General features: G+C 61.4%; 14 protein-coding genes. 12 read left to right on the top strand and 2 right to left on the bottom strand.

Annotated elements, in window-relative coordinates; translation table 11 throughout:
- Nucleotides 1-83: 83 nt before the first annotated feature.
- Entirely contained in the window at nt 84-743 is a 660-nt protein-coding gene (locus ABDX79_RS13585) for a uracil-DNA glycosylase (RefSeq protein WP_346220841.1), read from the bottom strand.
- A gap of 21 nt (nt 744-764) precedes the next feature.
- Nucleotides 765-1,364, bottom strand: a complete 600-nt coding sequence (locus tag ABDX79_RS13580) for a LabA-like NYN domain-containing protein (RefSeq protein WP_346220911.1) — start codon at nt 1,362-1,364, stop codon at nt 765-767.
- Between the two features lie 241 nt (nt 1,365-1,605).
- Between ABDX79_RS13580 and rpoZ the strand changes: the two genes are divergently transcribed.
- From rpoZ to ABDX79_RS13520, 12 genes are all read left to right on the top strand, one after another.
- Nucleotides 1,606-2,004 carry a DNA-directed RNA polymerase subunit omega gene (gene rpoZ / locus ABDX79_RS13575; RefSeq protein WP_346220840.1) on the top strand — a complete coding sequence of 133 codons (399 nt, stop codon included), beginning with the start codon at nt 1,606-1,608 and terminating at the stop codon, nt 2,002-2,004.
- Between the two features lie 170 nt (nt 2,005-2,174).
- Nucleotides 2,175-4,403 carry a RelA/SpoT family protein gene (locus tag ABDX79_RS13570; protein ID WP_346220839.1) on the top strand — a complete coding sequence of 743 codons (2,229 nt, stop codon included), beginning with the start codon at nt 2,175-2,177 and terminating at the stop codon, nt 4,401-4,403.
- 309 nt (nt 4,404-4,712) lie between these two features.
- The gene (gene pyrE / locus ABDX79_RS13565; protein ID WP_346220838.1) at nt 4,713-5,291 is read left to right on the top strand and encodes an orotate phosphoribosyltransferase; all 579 of its coding nucleotides are present in this window, start codon (nt 4,713-4,715) and stop codon (nt 5,289-5,291) included.
- 58 nt (nt 5,292-5,349) lie between these two features.
- Nucleotides 5,350-5,922 carry a DUF2062 domain-containing protein gene (locus ABDX79_RS13560; RefSeq protein WP_346220837.1) on the top strand — a complete coding sequence of 191 codons (573 nt, stop codon included), beginning with the start codon at nt 5,350-5,352 and terminating at the stop codon, nt 5,920-5,922.
- 248 nt (nt 5,923-6,170) lie between these two features.
- Nucleotides 6,171-6,923 carry a signal peptidase I gene (gene lepB, locus ABDX79_RS13555; RefSeq protein ID WP_346220910.1) on the top strand — a complete coding sequence of 251 codons (753 nt, stop codon included), beginning with the start codon at nt 6,171-6,173 and terminating at the stop codon, nt 6,921-6,923.
- Between the two features lie 7 nt (nt 6,924-6,930).
- A complete protein-coding gene (gene rnc / locus ABDX79_RS13550) occupies nt 6,931-7,635 on the top strand; it encodes a ribonuclease III (RefSeq protein WP_346220836.1) in 705 nt (234 codons plus the stop codon).
- Nucleotides 7,632-8,570 carry a GTPase Era gene (gene era / locus ABDX79_RS13545; RefSeq protein WP_346220835.1) on the top strand — a complete coding sequence of 313 codons (939 nt, stop codon included), beginning with the start codon at nt 7,632-7,634 and terminating at the stop codon, nt 8,568-8,570. The genes rnc and era overlap by 4 nt, the downstream gene beginning before the upstream one ends.
- 149 nt (nt 8,571-8,719) lie before the next feature.
- Nucleotides 8,720-9,901, top strand: coding sequence for an ABC transporter substrate-binding protein (locus ABDX79_RS13540; protein ID WP_346220834.1), 1,182 nt, complete (start codon nt 8,720-8,722; stop codon nt 9,899-9,901).
- Nucleotides 9,902-10,341: 440 nt separating this feature from the next.
- Nucleotides 10,342-11,268 (top strand): branched-chain amino acid ABC transporter permease, encoded by a 927-nt coding sequence (locus tag ABDX79_RS13535; protein WP_346220833.1) that lies wholly within the window; start codon nt 10,342-10,344, stop codon nt 11,266-11,268.
- Nucleotides 11,265-12,284 (top strand): branched-chain amino acid ABC transporter permease, encoded by a 1,020-nt coding sequence (locus ABDX79_RS13530; RefSeq protein ID WP_346220832.1) that lies wholly within the window; start codon nt 11,265-11,267, stop codon nt 12,282-12,284. The genes ABDX79_RS13535 and ABDX79_RS13530 overlap by 4 nt, the downstream gene beginning before the upstream one ends.
- A 2-nt stretch (nt 12,285-12,286) precedes the next feature.
- Nucleotides 12,287-13,045, top strand: coding sequence for an ABC transporter ATP-binding protein (locus ABDX79_RS13525; RefSeq protein WP_346220831.1), 759 nt, complete (start codon nt 12,287-12,289; stop codon nt 13,043-13,045).
- On the top strand, nt 13,045-13,746 hold the full coding sequence (locus tag ABDX79_RS13520) for an ABC transporter ATP-binding protein (RefSeq protein WP_346220830.1): 702 nt from the start codon (nt 13,045-13,047) through the stop codon (nt 13,744-13,746). Before ABDX79_RS13525 ends, ABDX79_RS13520 begins: the two co-directional genes overlap by 1 nt.
- Nucleotides 13,747-13,759: the final 13 nt, after the last annotated feature.

The following is a 13,759-nucleotide window of genomic DNA, read 5'->3' as shown; positions in this document are numbered from 1 at the left end:
CCGCCATGCGGTAAAATAAAGTCTTCGCGAGACTTGAGAAAAGCCGGTCCGTCCAAAGCGGGCCGGTTTTTTCTTTGGTCGAATCAAGCTTTTTCGAGAAAACGCGCGACGTTTTCAAAGACCTGATCGAACATCTCGTCCGTCAGCCGACCCGTATTCGTGTTGTAGCGGGAGCAGTGATAGGTCGGAAACAGCGTGAAAGAACCGGCAGGCAGCTGCCCGCCATGGCTGAAGGGATGGTCCTTCAGCTTGAGACCGAGGGTCCTCACGGTCGAGTCGTGCGCGATCCGACCGAGCGTGACGATCGCCCGAAGGTTCTTCAGCGATGCGATCGTTGCCGTCAGGAATTGCCGGCAGGTGTTGATCTCGGCTCCGACGGGCTTGTTCTGGGGCGGCACGCACCGAACCGAATTGGTGACGGCCGTGCCGAAAAGCTTCAGGCCGTCATCCGGGTCGGCATCGAACTTGGCGTTCGCAAACCCGTGTTTGTTCAGCGTGCCGTAAAGCAGCGTGCCGGCATAGTCGCCTGTGAACGGGCGTCCTGTCCGGTTCGCGCCGCGAACGCCCGGTGCAAGGCCAACGATCAGAAGGCGAACGGCGTCCGCGCCGCCTTCGGGATAAAATGTCGCCACCGGCGCATTGTGCCAATCGGGCTCTTTGGCCCGCCATTCGTCGCGGAACTCCACCAGTCGCGGGCAGAGCGGACAGTCGCGGGGCGGTTCGGTCGGGCCGATCTCGCTCATCGTCTTCGATCAGGCCGACGATCAGTAGTCGTCGTCCTCGTCCTCATCGACGCTGTCCGTGTTCGCGCGGCGGGCAAGGCGGGCATCTCGCTCGGCCTGGCTGCGGCCGATATCGTTCTTGAGGCTCGTCAGATCGATGAAATGATCGGCCTGGCGGCGCAAATCGTCGGAGATCATCGGCGGCTGGGTCGACAGTGTCGAGACGACGGAGACCTTGCGACCCTTGCGCTGCAGGGCATCGACCAGCGAGCGGAAGTCACCGTCCCCGGAAAACAAGACGAAGTGATCCACCGTGTCCGACAGTTCCATGGCATCGATGGCAAGTTCGATATCCATGTTGCCTTTGACTTTGCGGCGGCCGGTCTGATCGGTGAACTCTTTTGCCGGCTTTGTCACGACACGGTAGCCGTTGTAGTCGAGCCAGTCGATCAGCGGGCGGATGGAGGAATACTCCTGATCTTCGATCAGCGCGGTGTAGTAGTAGGCTCGCAGAAGATAAGCTTTCTTCTCGAAGAAGGTCAGCATTTTCTTGTAATCGATATCGAAACCGAGATTGCGTGAGGCTGCGTAGAGATTTGCGCCGTCAATAAAAAGTGCAATTTTCTCGCGTTGATCGAACATATATTCAACTTTCGCTAGTCTATTGGGCGGATGGGTCGTTTCCCATAAACATCTGGCCGCCAAATCGGGAGGGTATTGAGTGGGCTCCGGTACAGTGACAAATAGGTCTATATCAAGGTGGTTTGCGATTTTATTGAAGCCGCTGGCCTGTTTTTCCGGCGACGGCCTTGTGGCGGGTCCGCCTATCCGGTAATGAGACGACGATTCCAACCATACCGCTATTCGGCATGAGGAGACAGGCATGGCCCGCGTCACCGTAGAAGATTGCGTCGATAAGGTCGACAACCGTTTCGAGCTCGTGCTCCTGGCCAGCCATCGCGCCCGTCAGATCAGCCAGGGCAACCCGATCACCGTCGATCGCGACAACGATAAGAATCCCGTCGTCGCGCTGCGCGAGATCGCCGACGAGACGCTGTCGCCGGAAGATCTGAAGGAAGACCTGATCCACACGCTGCAGAAGCATGTGGAGGTCGACGAGCCGGAAGACACACGTCCGACCGAACGCTCCGAGTCTGCGGCCCCGCAAGCTGCGATTCAGGACAAGTCCGACGATGCGGTCACCTTCGATCGCATGTCCGAGGACGAGCTTCTCGCCGGCATCGAGGGCCTCGTTGCCCCGGAAAAGACCGACGACTACTAAGCGCGCGCCGCAATTCGCCTTTTCAGCGGTTTCTTATGCCGCCTGGGCCTACCGCGGTGCTTGAAAGCTGACTATTGTTAAGGAGTGTGCCCTGACGGGGCATGCTCCTTTTTTCGTTTCGGGGCTCTTGATAGCGCCCTCGACTGCATGGATGAAAGCGCGACGCGGCGATGATGCGCCAATACGAACTGGTGGAGAAGGTCGCGGCCTATCGCCCGGAGGTGGACGAGGCTCTGCTGAACCGCGCCTATGTCTACGCCATGCAGAAGCACGGCGCCCAGAAGCGCGCCACCGGCGATCCCTATTTCTCCCATCCGCTTGAAGTTGCCGCGATTCTCACCGACCTGCGCCTCGACGAGGCGACGATCGCGACGGCGCTTCTTCATGACACGATCGAGGATACGGACGCGACCCGAAAGGAGATCGACCAGCTCTTCGGTCCGCGTATCGGGCAGCTCGTTGAAGGCCTGACCAAGCTCAAGCGCCTCGATCTGGTTTCCAAGCGCGCGGCCCAGGCCGAGAACCTGCGCAAGCTCCTGCTCGCGATCGCGGACGATATTCGCGTTCTCCTCGTCAAGCTCGCGGACCGTCTCCACAACATGCGCACGCTCGGGCCAATGCGCGCAGAAAAGCGAAGCCGCATCGCCCAGGAAACGCTCGATATCTATGCGCCGCTCGCCGGCCGCATGGGCATGCAGGACATGCGCGAGGAATTGGAAGATCTCGCCTTTCGCCATGTCAATCTCGAAGCCTACGAGACGCTGACGGAGCGCCTTGCCGAACTGAAGCGGCGCTATGCCGGAACGATCAGCAAGATCGAGGAGGAACTCACCGAGCGTCTCAAGGCGAAGGGGATCGACGCGAAGGTCTCCGGCCGGCAGAAACGACCCTATTCGGTCTTTTCGAAGATGCAGCGCAAGAAGCTCTCCTTCGAACAGCTTTCGGACATTTTCGGCTTCCGCGTCGTCGTCGCCAGTGAAGAGGACTGCTACCGGACGCTCGGGATCGTGCACCGGTCCTGGCGCATGGTGCCGGGGCGGTTCAAGGATTACATCTCGACGCCCAAGCAAAACGATTATCGCTCGCTGCACACGACCGTGATCGGCATGGCTGGGCAGCGCGTCGAGCTTCAGATCCGCACCCAGGAAATGCATCGCATCGCCGAATACGGCATCGCGGCCCATGCCATCTACAAGGACGAGACGGCGGAAGATGGCGAGGTCGTCCGCTCGGTCGAGCTGTCGAAGGATTCGAATGCCTATGCCTGGCTGCGCCATACCATCGAGCTTCTGGCGAATGGCGACAACTCCGAGGAATTTCTCGAGCACACCAAGCTGGAGCTCTTCCAGGATCAGGTGTTCTGCTTCACGCCAAAGGGACGGCTGATCGCGCTGCCGCGCGGCGCGACCTCGATTGATTTCGCTTATGCGGTCCACACCAAGATCGGCAATTCCTGCGTCGGCTCGAAGATCAACGGCCGGATCATGCCGGTGGTGACCGAACTTCAAAATGGCGACGAGGTGGAGATCATTCGCGGCGATGGCGAAGTTCCGCCAGCTGCCTGGGAGAACATCGCCGTCACCGGCAAGGCGCGGTCGGCGATCCGTCGGGCGTCCCGCGCCAATATCCGCAAGCAGTATTCCGGCCTCGGACGGCAGATCATCGAGCGCACCTTTACCCGTTCGAGCAAGCCCTTTTCCGTCGAGATGCTGAAATCCGTTCTCGGAAAGCTCGGTCATCAGAACATCGAGGACGCGTTCGCCGCCGTCGGCCGGGGTGAGCTGCCTTCTCTCGATGTCCTGAGGGCGATCTATCCGGATTATCAGGATACCCGCGTCACGCGCCGGACGGAGCGGGATCCCCAGGATGGCTGGTTCAACCTGCGTAGCGCGGCGGGTATGATCTTTCGCGTGCCGGGCAAGCCGAAGCCGCAGCCGAAGATCAGTTCGTCCGCCCTGCCGATCCGCGTCGGCGGGGGCGACCTGCCGGTTACCTTTTCCGAAGACGGCGCCGTCCCCGGTGACCGCATCGTCGGGATTCTGGAGCAGGGCAAGGGGATCACGATCTATCCCATCCAGTCGCCGGCGTTGATGGCTTTCGAAGATCATCCGGAGCGCTGGGTCGATGTACGCTGGGACATCGACGAGAATTTCGACCACCGGTTCCCTGCGCGCATTTCCGTTTCGGCGATCAACGAACCGGGTTCGCTTGCCGAGATCGCCGCGACGATCGCCCAGAACGACGCGAATATCCACAAGCTGGAGATGAAGTCGGCGGCGTCTGATTTCACCCTGATGGTGTTCGACCTCGAAGTCTGGGACGTGAACCATCTGAACAGGACGCTGTCCCAGATCCGCAGCAAGGAATGCGTGTCGACCGTCGAACGGGTCAACGGATAATGCGCGATTCCGAAAACGAGCACGGCGTTTCGGGTGTACCGTTCGGGAATCTGACGGCTCAGGGCGAACGGTCGATTTCGCTTCACGGAGCGCCGCTTTCGCGTTTCGGTAACGCTGCCGGGGTCGTGTTGGCGATGTTATGCCGTTTTGGTTGATAGCCGGGCCGTGAGCTTTTAAACCGAAGGGAAATGGATCCGTGGTTCCCTCGGACGGGTCGAACGGGCGGTTGTGCAGTCCTGTTCGTCTGTCCGGGCCAAAAGGTGCGCAGCTGTCCCTGGCAGCCGCGCGTGTTTGCAGAAAGGTGTTTTCATGACGACCGACGAGGTTCTGGCTATCTTCCGCGAGGCGGGCGCCTATCTCGAAGGCCATTTCATCCTGACATCCGGTCTGCGCAGTCCCGTTTTTCTGCAGAAGGCACGCGTCTTCATGCATGCCGGGCTGACCGAGCGGCTCTGCAAGGCAATGGCCGATGCGATCGCAGAGCGTGTCGACGGTCCCGTCGATTACGTCGTCGGCCCCGCTGTCGGCGGGATCATCCCGGCCTATGAGACGTCCCGCCATCTGAAGGTGCCCGCCGTCTGGGTGGAGCGGGAGAACGGCGTGTTCAAGCTGCGCCGCTTCGAACTGCCGAAAGGCGCCCGTGTCGTCGTCGTCGAGGATATCGTGACGACCGGCCTGTCGATCCGCGAGACCGTCGCCTGCCTGACGGAGATCGGAGCCGATGTGCGGGCTGCCTCCTGCATCATCGATCGCTCGGCCGGCAAGGCCGATGTCGGCGTGCCGCTGATCGCGCTCGCCGAATATGAGGTGCCGGCCTATCCGGCCGACCAAATTCCGCCAGAACTTGCCGCCATAACGCCGATCAAACCCGGTAGCCGCTCGCTCTAGATCCTGCCTTGAACGAAAGCCGCCTGCCTCGACCGGCGGGAGATGAAAACCGAAGACAATGCTGTTTCGAAGACGTCAGCCGGAAATCTTCTGGGAAAGAGCCAGGCTCTGGCTCTGGCCGCGTGTTTCGTTTCAGCGCTCCTTTCTCTATTTCAAGAAGCGGGTCTTGCGGCTGCACGCGACGCCGCACGCGATCGCAGCGGGATTTGCCGCCGGCGTGCTCGCTTCGTTCACGCCCTTCATCGGCTTTCATTTCCTGCTGGCTTTCGCCATCGCCTATGTCATCGGGGGCAATATGGCCTCCGCTGCGCTCGGTACCGTCGTCGGCAACCCGCTGACCTTTCCCTTCATCTGGGCGCTGACCTTCGAGTGCGGATCGAAGATCCTTTATGGCCGGGGCGAGGTGGGCTCCACGCATCATATCGGTCATGCCCTGCGCGAGATGAACGTGTCGGCGATCTGGGAGCCGATGTTGAAGCCCATGCTGGTCGGCGGAATTCCGATTGGGCTCGTCGCTGCGGGCTTGGCTTACTGGATCATACATTCCGGTGTTTGCCGGTTTCAGACCCGGCGTACGGCACGGCTTGCCCAGCTGAAACTCGAACGGGCCAAATCCGCCCTCACCGGATGAGCACCTGTCACCTTTCCGCAGCGCTTGCTTTCTCGGTGTTTTCGCGCATTGCCCCTGAGAGGCATGGTGGCTAAAAGCGCCTTAACGTTTGTGGCCGTGGCATGTTTCGGTCGTTCCGAAAGGTTTGAACAAGGATGGTCGATCCGACCCGAAAGCCGACCGACGATGGTCTTGGTCAGACGATAGGCGAGCATGGCGCGGTGAAAAACCGTGAAGCCAATCCGGCAGGTGACGCCAAGGGTGGGGCCATGAAGACAACGCGCAAGACATCGAAACCTTCGAAAGATGCCGAGAAGGGCGGTTTTGGCGAGACGATCAAGGTTGTCTTTCAGGCGCTGCTTCTGGCTCTCGTCATTCGCACGCTGCTCTTTCAGCCGTTCTCCATTCCGTCCGGCTCGATGATGCCGACACTCCTGATCGGCGACTATCTCTTCGTCTCCAAGTGGAGCTACGGTTATTCGCGCTATTCGGTGCCGCTCTCGCTGCCGCTCTTCGAAGGGCGCATCCTGGCCAGCGATCCGACCCGCGGCGATATCGTCGTGTTCCGCAAGCCGGGCGAAGAGGACACCGACTACATCAAGCGACTGGTCGGCCTTCCCGGCGACCGCGTGCAGATGCGCGAAGGTGTTCTTTATCTGAATGGTACGGCGGTGCCGAGAGTGCCAGCTGGCACCTTCGTCGGCGAGGATGGCGAGGAGATCGCGCAGTTCCGCGAGACGCTTCCCAACGGCAAGAGCTATATGACGCTCAATCTCGGCGACGATCTGCCGGGTGACAATACGCGCGAGTTCCTCGTTCCCGAAGGCCATTATTTCATGATGGGCGATAACCGGGACAATTCGCTCGATAGTCGCTTCGATGTCGGTTACGTGCCGTTCGAGAACTTCGTCGGCAAGGCGCAGGTCATTTTCTTCTCGATCGGCGGCGGTGCTTCGCCCCTGGAGATTTGGGAATGGCCAAGCGAAATTCGCGTCTCGCGCATATTCGACTGGCTCGGATGATAAGGGCATGAGCGCACGCCCCAAGCCGCTCACCGAGCTCGAAAAGCGGATCGGTGTCCGCTTTTCCGACCATGATCGCCTGCAGCGCGCCCTGACCCATTCGAGCTTTCGATCGTCCAAGGGCGATGGCCGTTCCTATGAACGGCTGGAGTTTCTTGGCGACCGGGTGCTTGGCCTCGTGGTCGCGGACAAGCTCTTCGAAATGTTTCCCAACGCCGACGAGGGCGAGCTCAGCCTGCGGCTGAATTCGCTCGTCAATGCTGAAACCTGCGCGGCGGTGGCTGACGAGATCGGGCTTTACGAGTTCGTGCGCCAGGGCGGCGATCTGAAGAAGCTTGCGGCCTCGCGTACCAAGTCGATCCGTGCCGACCTGATGGAGTCCCTGATCGCCGCGATCTATCTCAATTCGGGATTGGACGATGCGCGGGTCTTCATCGAAACCCATTGGGGCGAGCGCCTGAACAAGAGCGTCGCCGCCCGTCGGGACCCGAAGACGGCCCTTCAGGAATGGGCGCATCAGCGCGGGCCGGAGCCGCCGCGATACGAGGTCGTCGATCGATCCGGTCCAGACCATAACCCGAAATTCAGGATAAAGGTCAGCATTGCCGGCGTCGAATCCTCGGAAGGCGAGGGGGCGTCCAAACGCCTTGCCGAGCAATCGGCGGCCACGGCCATGTTGATCCGCGAGAAAGTCTGGAAGGATGAAGCGTGAGCGAGAACGGTGACACCGGCGGTGAAGCGGCCGCTCCAGAAGGGGCAACGCACTCGGGTTTTGTCGCGCTGATCGGCGCGCCGAACGCCGGCAAGTCGACGCTCGTCAATCAGCTGGTCGGCACCAAGGTCTCGATCGTCACGCACAAGGTGCAGACGACCCGGGCATTGGTGCGCGGGATTGCGATCAAGGATCGCACCCAGATCGTCTTCGTTGATACGCCCGGCGTGTTTACCCCGCGCCGCCGGCTCGACCGCGCCATGGTGAAGACCGCATGGTCTGGTGCGAAGGACGCCGACATCCTGCTTGCGATCGTCGATGCCGAGCGCGGCGTGAGCCCCGAGGTCGAGACGATCCTGGAGCGCCTGAAGGACGTGCGCCAGAGAAAGGTTCTTCTTCTCAACAAGATCGACCGGATCAAGCGCGACAAGCTGCTTGGCCTCACCCAACAGATCGTGGACAAGGTCGCGTTCGATCAGGTCTTCATGATTTCCGCCCTCGACGGATCGGGCTGCGAGGACCTGATGACATGGCTCGCCGGCGCGCTGCCCGAGGGCCCGTGGTACTATCCGGAAGATCAGATCTCCGATCTGCCGCTGCGCCAGCTGGCCGCCGAGATCACGCGCGAGAAGGTGTTCCTGCGGCTTCATCAGGAGCTGCCCTACTCATCGACCGTCGAAACCGAGCTCTGGGAGACCCGCAAGGACGGCTCGGTGCGGATCGAGCAGACGATCTATGTCGAGCGCGACAGCCAGAAGGCGATCGTTCTCGGCCACAAGGGCGAGACGATCAAGGCGATCGGGCAGGCGGCGCGGCGCGACATTACGGAAGCTGCCGATTGCAAGGTGCATCTCTTCCTGTTCGTGAAGGTTCGCGAGAACTGGAGTGACGATCCGGAGCGCTACCGCGAGATGGGCCTCGATTTCGGGGCCTGAGCGCTGGCGGCCCGGTTGTGTTGCGGCGGAATGTTTTCTGTATAAACTCGGCTCAGGCGGTCGATTCCGGCTGCAAAGCAATCATGACAGGGCGGGACCGAAGCATGGCGCCATCAGTGCGCCAGCGGGAAGCCGCCGGGGGAGGGACAATGAAATCGTTCAAGATCGCAGCGCTCGGCCTGATGGCGGCGACGGCGCTGAGCACCTGCGCGCTTGCAGAGGACGCTGCCGACAAAACCCTCGACATCGGCCTCATGCTGACGCTCTCGGGCCCCGGCGCCGTTCTTGGCGAACAGGGCCGTGATGGTTTCATGCTGGCTGTCGAGGAAATGGGCGGAAAGCTCGGCGGCGTCGAGACGAAGATCACCACGGTCGACGACGAGCTGAAGCCGGATGTCGCGGCGAACCGTGCGCGTGAGCTCGTCGAGCGCGATGGCGCCGAGTTCGTGGTCGGTCCGATCTTCTCCAATATCATGGCGGCGATCGCCAAGCCGGTGACCGATGCCGGCGCCTTCCTGATCAGTCCCAATGCCGGGCCGTCGGTGTTTGCCGGCGAGGGCTGCAACAAGAACCTCTTCGTCGTTTCCTATCAGAACGATCAGGTGCACGAAGTCCTCGGCAAATACGCCCAGGATCAGGGTTTCGAACGGGTCTTCCTGATGGCGCCGAACTATCAGGCCGGCAAGGATTCGCTCGCGGGCTTCAAGCGCTCCTACAAGGGCGAGGTGACGAACGAGATCTACACCCAGCTCGGGCAGCTCGACTTCTCCGCCGAGCTCGCGCAGATCGCTGCGATGCAGCCCGATGCCGTGTTTACCTTCATGCCGGGTGGCATGGGCGTCAATCTCGTCAAGCAGTACCGGCAGGCAGGCCTCGAAACGATCCCGTTCCTTTCCGCCTTTACGGTGGACGAGACCACGCTTCCGGCCCAGCAGGATGCAGCCGTCGGCTTCTTCGGCGGTGCGACCTGGGCGCCGAACATGGACAACGAGCAGTCCAGGGCCTTCGTCAAGGCTTATGAGGAGAAATACGGCAGCGTTCCCGGCCTCTATGCCATGCAGGGCTATGACGCGGCGCAGATGATCGACAGTGCCGTGAAGGCCGCCGATGGCAATTTGAGCGATACCGACGCGATCCGCGCCGGCCTCGAAGCGGCAGACTTCGATTCCCTGCGCGGCGACTTCAAGATGGGCCCGAACCACTTTCCGGTTCAGGACTTCTACCTCGTGAAGGTCGCCAAGCGGGATGACGGAAAGTACCAGACCGAGATTCAGGAAACGATCTTCGAGGACTATTCCGACGCCTATGTCGATCAATGCAAGATGGGGTGAGGCTCTTTCCTAAGGGTAGTATGGGACCATCGGTGCCGGGGCTCGCCTGTCGACGCTGAAATCCCCGCATCCGTCATCCTCGGGATCCGTCCCGAGGATCCAGGCGGTGTTGCTATCAAGGATTTGACCTGAAGACTGCGCTCTTGCCGTCGGCTTTTCTGGATCCTCGCCTCAAAGGCCGGGAATGACGAGAGAGGCGGCGAAAGAGCGTCGATCTCTGAGGATACCGAAGGAATACGCGTTGCCATCGCTCCGCGGGGTCCTGAAAACCTCCTGAACCGCAGGCCGCCGGCCCCTTACGACTGCAGGATGACGACGAGAACGCGACAATACGAAATCCGTTTGATCGCTTCGCGATGACGGATTTAAAGAACGCACATACGCCGCGCGGGCTTGGATACCGTCCCCGGCCTGATCAGCCGGAAACAGTATAACAACTGATGTTCAACCTCTTCCTCCTGCAAGCCTTGAACGGCATCCAGTTCGGCGTGCTCCTCTTTCTCGTTGCCGCCGGGCTGACGCTGATCTTCGGGATCATGGACCTGATCAATCTCGCCCACGGCGTCCTCTACATGGTCGGCGCCTATTTCGTGGCGATGTTCACCGCGATGACCGGGGATTTCTTTCTGGGGCTTGCGATCGCGCTCCCGGCGGCGCTGGCCTTCGGCATAATGCTCGAATTCCTCATCTTCCGAAGACTCTACGAGCGCGATCATCTCGATCAGGTCCTTGCGACCTTCGGCCTGATCCTGATCCTCAACGAGGGGGTGAAGATGATCTGGGGCGCGGCGCCGACGAGCGTGCCGATCCCGGAGATCCTGTCGGGTTCGGTGCCGCTGATCGGCTTCGTGCAATATCCGGTCTTTCGCATCGCCATCATTGTCGCGGGGCTCGCGACGGCGCTCGGCCTCTATCTTCTCGTCAATCACACACGTACGGGGATGCTGCTGCGAGCCGGGGCCAGCGATGGGCCGATGGTGTCCGCGCTCGGCGTCGATATCAAGCGCCTCTTCATGCTCGTCTTCGGTCTTGGCGCGATGCTCGCGGGCTTTGCCGGTGCCATGGTCGCGCCGATCCTCTCCGTCGAACCCGGCATGGGAGACTCCATTCTCATTCTTACCTTCGTCGTCATCGTAATCGGCGGCGTCGGCTCGGTCCGTGGGGCTTTCGTTGCCGCCATCCTCGTCGGGCTCGTCGATACGCTCGGGCGGACCTTTGGGCCGATCCTGCTGCGCTCGGTGATGGACGCTTCGGCCGCGGGGCAGGCGGGCCGGACGCTCGCGCCGATGCTGATCTACATTCTGATGGCCGTGGTGCTTTTCGTGCGGCCGTCCGGCCTCTTTCCGGCGCGGGCTTCCGCACGATGACTGTAAGCGCACCGCGAAAGGACGAGGATATGGCCGGGCCGGTGGTCGCGACACGCCGCCGCTTCGGTATCATCTCACGGCAAGGAGCCGCGATCGCGGGAGCGATCATTTTCTTGGTGCTGGCGCTTCTGCCGCTGCTGGCGAGCGCCCTTGACGACCCGTTCCTCATCGTGACGGCGACGCGGATCATGGTCTTCGCGCTGGCCGCCCTCGCGCTCGATCTGGTGCTTGGCTTCGGCGCGATGGTCTCCTTCGGCCATGCGGCCTTTCTCGGCATCGGAGCCTATTCGGTCGCGATCCTGGCGAGCCACGGTGTCGAGGATCTTCTGATCCAGATACCCGTCGCTCTCCTCGCAGCATCGCTCTTCGCTTTCGTGACGGGTGCCATCTCGCTGCGGACGAGCGGCGTCTACTTCATCATGATCACGCTTGCCTTCGGGCAGATGGCCTATTTCTTCATGATCTCGCTGTCCGCCTATGGCGGCGATGACGGCATGACGCTGTGGAACCGCTCGATGGTCTTCGGCAGCGATCTTCTGGAAAGCGACCTTGCGCTGTTCTACGTGGTGCTCGCCTTGCTGGTGATCGTCTTTTTCGTGCTCCGCGCCATGGTCGCATCGCGTTTTGGCCGGGTGCTGCGGGGCACGCGCGACAACGCCACGCGCATTGAGGCCATCGGCTTTTCGCCCTATCCCTACCAGCTGACCGCCTATGTCGTCTCCGGCGCCATCGCCGCGCTGGCTGGCGTCTTCCTTGCCAATCAGACGGAGTTCGTCTCGCCCGCCTATATGAACTGGCAGCGCTCGGGCGAACTCATCGTCATGGTGGTGATCGGTGGCATGGGAACGCTCGTCGGGCCGATCGCGGGAGCCATTGCCTTGTTACTTGCCGAGGAATGGCTGGCAAACCTCTGGCAGCACTGGAAGCTCATCCTCGGCGTGCTGATCGTCTGTCTCGCGCTCTTTACCCGTGGTGGCATCGCGGGCGCGGCGAAACGCCTGTTCAAAGGCGCGTAGACATGACCGATCAGCCGCTTCTCAGGATTGAAAGCCTCCGCAAGTCGTTCGGCGCGCTATGCGTGACGGACGATGTCTCGATGTCTGTGCCGAAGGGCGAGCTTCACGCCGTTATCGGTCCGAACGGGGCCGGCAAGACGACGCTGATCCATCAGCTTTCTGGCCAATTGAAAAGCGATAGCGGCCGGATTTTTCTCGACGGCGCGGATATCACCACGCGCTCGATGGCTGACCGCGTGCGGCTCGGTCTTGCGCGGTCCTTCCAGATCACCTCCATCCTGGAAGGCTTTTCGGTTCTGGAAAATGTCGCTCTCGCCGTCCAGGCGCGCTCTGGATCGAGCTTTCGGTTCTTTGCCCGCGCAGCTTCGGAAGCCGAATTGAACGCCGAGGCGATGGAGGCGCTGGCGCGGGTAAACCTCACCGATCGCGCCGACCGGATCGCGGCGAACCTTTCCCATGGCGAGAAGCGCCAGCTTGAGATTGCCATTGCGCTGGCGACAGGCGCAGGGCTTCTTCTGCTCGATGAGCCGCTGGCGGGTACGAGCCATGAAGAATCGGCCTCGCTTGTGACGCTGATGCGGGAGCTGAAGACCACGCATACCATCATTCTCGTCGAGCACGATATGGAAGCCGTCTTCGCTCTGGCCGACCGGGTGAGCGTTCTTGTCTATGGCAAGATCATCGCCAGCGGGACGCCAGCCGAGGTTCGCGACGATCTTGCCGTTCGCGCCGCCTATCTCGGTGAAGAAGAGGCCGCCTGATGCTCACGGTGGAGAATCTGAACGCCTCCTATGGCGATAGCCGCATTCTGTTCGGCGTCGACCTCTTTGTCGGCGCGGGCGAGGTGGTCACGCTTCTTGGCCGCAACGGCATGGGCAAGACGACGACCGTCAAGTCGATCTTCGGCCTGTTGAAGCCGGTCAGTGGCCGCATCTTGATCGACGGGGAGGATGTCGCCGGCAAGCCGCCCCATGCCATCGCGCAGAAGGGGCTGGGTCTCGTGCCGGAGGGGCGCCGGATCTTTCCTACGCTGACCGTGGAAGAGAATCTCGTCGCGACCGAGAGGCGCGGGGTGAAGGGCGCCGCGAAATGGACACTCGCCTCCGTCTACAGCCTGTTTCCATCCCTGAAGGCCCGTCGCCGCAATCTGGGTAGCCAGCTTTCGGGAGGAGAGCAGCAGATGCTCGCCATTGGCCGGGCGCTGATGACCAATCCGCGTCTCGTCGTCCTTGACGAGGCGACGGAGGGGCTTGCCCCTCTGGTGCGGGCCGAGATCTGGCAATGCCTCGAAGCCATCAAACATGCCGGCGATGCGATCCTCGTCATCGACAAGAATGTCGATGCGCTGGCCCGTTTCGCCGACCGGCATGTGGTGATCGAGAAGGGCCGGATCGCCTGGACCGGGACGACGGAGGAACTGAAGGCGACGCCGGAGATCAAGGACCGATTCCTGCATGTATGAGGAGTGAAACGAC

The organism is Fulvimarina fulva, assembly GCF_039652615.1.
Lineage (GTDB): Bacteria > Pseudomonadota > Alphaproteobacteria > Rhizobiales > Rhizobiaceae > Fulvimarina.
Note: the sequence above shows the minus strand (reverse complement) of the source record. Positions and strands in the feature narration are given on the sequence as shown.

Excerpts from the sequence above, each read along its gene's own strand:
- rpoZ (WP_346220840.1), top strand. The coding sequence starts at position 1,606 with ATGGCCCGCGTCACCGTAGAAGATTGCGTCGATAAGGTCGACAACCGT.
- ABDX79_RS13535 (WP_346220833.1), top strand. The coding sequence starts at position 10,342 with ATGTTCAACCTCTTCCTCCTGCAAGCCTTGAACGGCATCCAGTTCGGC.
- pyrE (WP_346220838.1), top strand. The coding sequence starts at position 4,713 with ATGACGACCGACGAGGTTCTGGCTATCTTCCGCGAGGCGGGCGCCTAT.
- rnc (WP_346220836.1), top strand. The coding sequence starts at position 6,931 with ATGAGCGCACGCCCCAAGCCGCTCACCGAGCTCGAAAAGCGGATCGGT.
- ABDX79_RS13570 (WP_346220839.1), top strand. The coding sequence starts at position 2,175 with ATGATGCGCCAATACGAACTGGTGGAGAAGGTCGCGGCCTATCGCCCG.
- ABDX79_RS13585 (WP_346220841.1), bottom strand. The coding sequence starts at position 743 with ATGAGCGAGATCGGCCCGACCGAACCGCCCCGCGACTGTCCGCTCTGC.
- ABDX79_RS13530 (WP_346220832.1), top strand. The coding sequence starts at position 11,265 with ATGACTGTAAGCGCACCGCGAAAGGACGAGGATATGGCCGGGCCGGTG.
- ABDX79_RS13580 (WP_346220911.1), bottom strand. The coding sequence starts at position 1,364 with ATGTTCGATCAACGCGAGAAAATTGCACTTTTTATTGACGGCGCAAAT.
- ABDX79_RS13520 (WP_346220830.1), top strand. The coding sequence starts at position 13,045 with ATGCTCACGGTGGAGAATCTGAACGCCTCCTATGGCGATAGCCGCATT.
- lepB (WP_346220910.1), top strand. The coding sequence starts at position 6,171 with ATGAAGACAACGCGCAAGACATCGAAACCTTCGAAAGATGCCGAGAAG.
- ABDX79_RS13525 (WP_346220831.1), top strand. The coding sequence starts at position 12,287 with ATGACCGATCAGCCGCTTCTCAGGATTGAAAGCCTCCGCAAGTCGTTC.
- ABDX79_RS13560 (WP_346220837.1), top strand. The coding sequence starts at position 5,350 with ATGCTGTTTCGAAGACGTCAGCCGGAAATCTTCTGGGAAAGAGCCAGG.
- ABDX79_RS13540 (WP_346220834.1), top strand. The coding sequence starts at position 8,720 with ATGAAATCGTTCAAGATCGCAGCGCTCGGCCTGATGGCGGCGACGGCG.